This window comes from Vibrio sp. WZ-1 (genome assembly GCF_052037695.1).
In the GTDB taxonomy this organism is placed as follows: domain Bacteria; phylum Pseudomonadota; class Gammaproteobacteria; order Enterobacterales; family Vibrionaceae; genus Vibrio.
This window is the reverse complement of the sequence record NZ_JBQEQR010000031.1, coordinates 1-3,137: the sequence shown is the minus strand read 5'-3', so window position 1 is coordinate 3,137 and position 3,137 is coordinate 1. Positions and strand designations below refer to the sequence as shown.

Below are 3,137 nucleotides of genomic sequence, written 5' to 3'. Positions count from 1 at the left end.
TTAATGAATGGAGTACTGTCTGCCCTGTAGGAACAATACTCACAGCAGCCTCAGCTAACCGATATAGCTTGTCTGAAGCAGGCTCAACATCTGGATTAACTTTAGTAAATTGTGTCACAAACTCTCCTTACTCATAACGCCTTGTTAAGGTGTGAGGCACGCAATACCAAAGCTTCCGCATACCACCTTAACCACAAAACCTGACGCATGGTAAAAATGCCACGCGTGCCGAATCACTCTTAAACAATTTGTTATGTGCGAGCTTAAATTGAACACCTTTGCTCTCAGAACAGCTAATCGATATAAGAGGCTACCGCAACTGCACCAAAATAGAGTTCAAGAGCTAAATAAAAAAGTACACTTTTGGATACTTGCTTCTTTAAAAGCACTTTAACTATAAGAAGTGTGACAATGATGTATACGATGGCAACTAACATTCTATCCCTACATGTAGCCTGAGCCTAACCGTAAACTATCCAAGCAACGAAATTTAGTAACCCGAACAATCAAGATGTTGGAAACGCAAAAAAGATATACAAGGCTGCACCAAATACCGAGCCAGCCATGAACAAACCCAACTTTATTGCAGTACTTTTATCCGATTCCTTTTTGGACATAGTAATTCCTTTTACTAATTTAAAATGACTTTCATGCACATCTATACGTCATCAACACCAAAGCACATAACGCCCAATTAAGGTGTGAAGCACGCGACCACACCACTCAATTTGACCACCGTAATCACTGAACTCAACCCAAACCAAAAATGCCAAGCGTGCTGAATCACTCTTAAATTGTTTGTTATGTTGCTGTTCCGAAGAGCTGATGTAGAGACTCTATCGGAAATTTCCACTTCAAAGTTCTTTGTGGTGTGCGATTGATGCGTAACATTGCATCAGTGAAGTCACAGTGCTTTAACCCACCGTCCATGTAGATAAAGTGCTCGTAGCCACTTAAAACATCTTTCATATTACCCAACAGCTTTTTACTCGCTGTTTTGGTAAAGAGAACATTTTCCGGTGCTTTCTCATAAGCTTCGATAATTTCAGAAGGAAAGCCCTCAAGTTCAAGTAGTTGCAAGACACCATTTTTAAAGATTTTACCTATGTCTTTTGCATGCTCCTTTCGATAGCCAACCAATATGAACGACATTAAGGTTTGTTCTTCCATGAAAACTAGACACTTTCTACGGTCAGCCGTAAAAAGGTTTACATACCAATTACCTATGGTGAAGTTTTCATCTTGAACTTCAATTAAATCTGCTGGTTTCAAGCCTAACGCATCTTGAACTTTCTTTGTGCATCGTAACTGGTACATAAGCGCAACATCCTGATTTATCGTTACTTTCAGCTACGGTAATACGTGCTAGATTCGATTGCAACATAACGCCGCGTTAAGGCGTGACGTGATGTGTGCCATACTTGAGCGAAGCGAAACTGGCACGCGTTGCGGAATCGCTCTTAAACGCCTTGTTAGGCATTTACCAACTCAATGCAATGCATCCAGTCTCCACTTAATTAGATATTCTGGCGTCATCCCGTGCTCTTCCAGAAACCTTGCGTGAGACATAATAGTATTTTCAATTCTGACAAACAGCCCAGAAAGTTCTACTTTTTCAATAATAAAATCCCTATTATGGAAACGGTACGAAGATATTTTACAAAGCTCATTCAAAGTATAGGAATCTAATGAATCAAATGATTCTTCTAGGTTCTCTATATATTCGTCTAGATCTATACACACTTGCTCAAGCAGCTGGTAATCAGCCACCAGTGCACATGCTAGCCTATTGAAGAAATCACTAATACTGTGACTAACTGCTGCTCTGTTCAACTTTTACTCCTGCTTGATGCCTAACGCCCTGTTAAGGTGTGAGCAACGCAATACAAAAGCTGCCGCAAACCACCTTAATCACTAAAATCAACGCATAGTAAAAATGCCACGCGTTGCGAATCACTCTTAAACAGTTTGTTAGGCAGCTATGTCCAATGTGTTAGCCCTAAATTTTGGGGCACAGCTATATCGTATGTCTTAGTCACACCATCGCCAACATAGCCCAATTGATCTTGCAACATCTCGAGGTCACTAGAATTAGACCACTTGCATTCAAGCGAGCCATAGAAATTAGAATGCAATTCCTCCGGTTTCTCTGTTCGTATAATCAAACGAGTCTCTACAAAAGGGTGTTGGTCATCGAAGGTATATAAGGGCAACTTAACTGCAGATTTTACAATTTTATTTAACAACGGAAACTTTTGCACATCGTTTGACCCGGGTACGTCAAGAATTGCTGATAAATATTTTGCAAGGCTTCGTGAGCTATTGAGAACGAAACAAATTATTTCCCATATGAGGCTAGTTATGGAAAAAATTTTATTATTTTGTCCATGTAGAATACTACATGGACCGACTACACCATTGGTTACACCCTCAATGAAATATCCGTGTAAACAAAACACTCGATGCTCATGCCTAATATCAACAGAATAGAACCTAATCCTTGATTGCTGATGCTTAATTCCATTAACAGCGGATGCTATGAACCTCTTCAATACTTTAATTTCAGCATTTAGTTTTTTAACATGAGGTGATTTCTTGCACTCTTTTGTGCTAGAAAAGAAACCAGATGCAATGCTTTCAATATCGTCTACGTGCTCTGCTGCAGAGTACAACGATAATTCTATGTAATCCAAGAGTTCCGCTTGAAGGTCTGATGCCGTAGCAAGTCCATTAATGGTATTAGCATGCGAATAATACGCTTGTAGCTTAATGCAACATTTATCTAACTTAGAGAAGATACGTTGTAACGACGTATTGTAAATTCCTAGAGGTTTTCGAAGCCGCTGAGATTCGTGATAACCGGTACCGCTCGGCACTACTGATAACCACGCCAAGGCTTCCAGTGCTGTACCAACACCTTCGGTTAAATCAATAATATATTCTGGTTTACTACTATTACTCATCTCTTCCTCGATATTTAATTAGTACCGGTTGCCTAACGCCCTGTTAAGGTGTGAGCAACGCAATACCGATGCCCCTGCATACCACCAAAAACACAAAACGCAACGCATAGCAAAAATGCCACGCGTTGCGAATCACTCTTAAACAGTTTGTTATATTCGTTACTCAGTGGTGAG

General features: G+C 40.1%; 3 protein-coding genes. All 3 read right to left on the bottom strand.

All coding sequences use genetic code 11. The features are described 5' to 3' along the window. Positions 1 to 801: 801 nt before the first annotated feature. The gene (locus ACTS60_RS00660) at positions 802 to 1,317 is read right to left on the bottom strand and encodes a DUF6933 domain-containing protein (protein ID WP_038177580.1); all 516 of its coding nucleotides are present in this window, start codon (positions 1,315 to 1,317) and stop codon (positions 802 to 804) included. A gap of 171 nt (positions 1,318 to 1,488) precedes the next feature. Next, on the bottom strand, positions 1,489 to 1,833 hold the full coding sequence (locus ACTS60_RS00655) for a hypothetical protein (protein ID WP_440886773.1): 345 nt from the start codon (positions 1,831 to 1,833) through the stop codon (positions 1,489 to 1,491). 146 nt (positions 1,834 to 1,979) lie between these two features. After that, entirely contained in the window at positions 1,980 to 2,963 is a 984-nt protein-coding gene (locus ACTS60_RS00650) for a hypothetical protein (protein ID WP_440886772.1), read from the bottom strand. Positions 2,964 to 3,137: the final 174 nt, after the last annotated feature.

Coding starts and splice junctions, on each gene's coding strand:
- ACTS60_RS00660 (WP_038177580.1), bottom strand. CDS start 1,317: ATGTACCAGTTACGATGCACAAAGAAAGTTCAAGATGCGTTAGGCTTG.
- ACTS60_RS00650 (WP_440886772.1), bottom strand. CDS start 2,963: ATGAGTAATAGTAGTAAACCAGAATATATTATTGATTTAACCGAAGGT.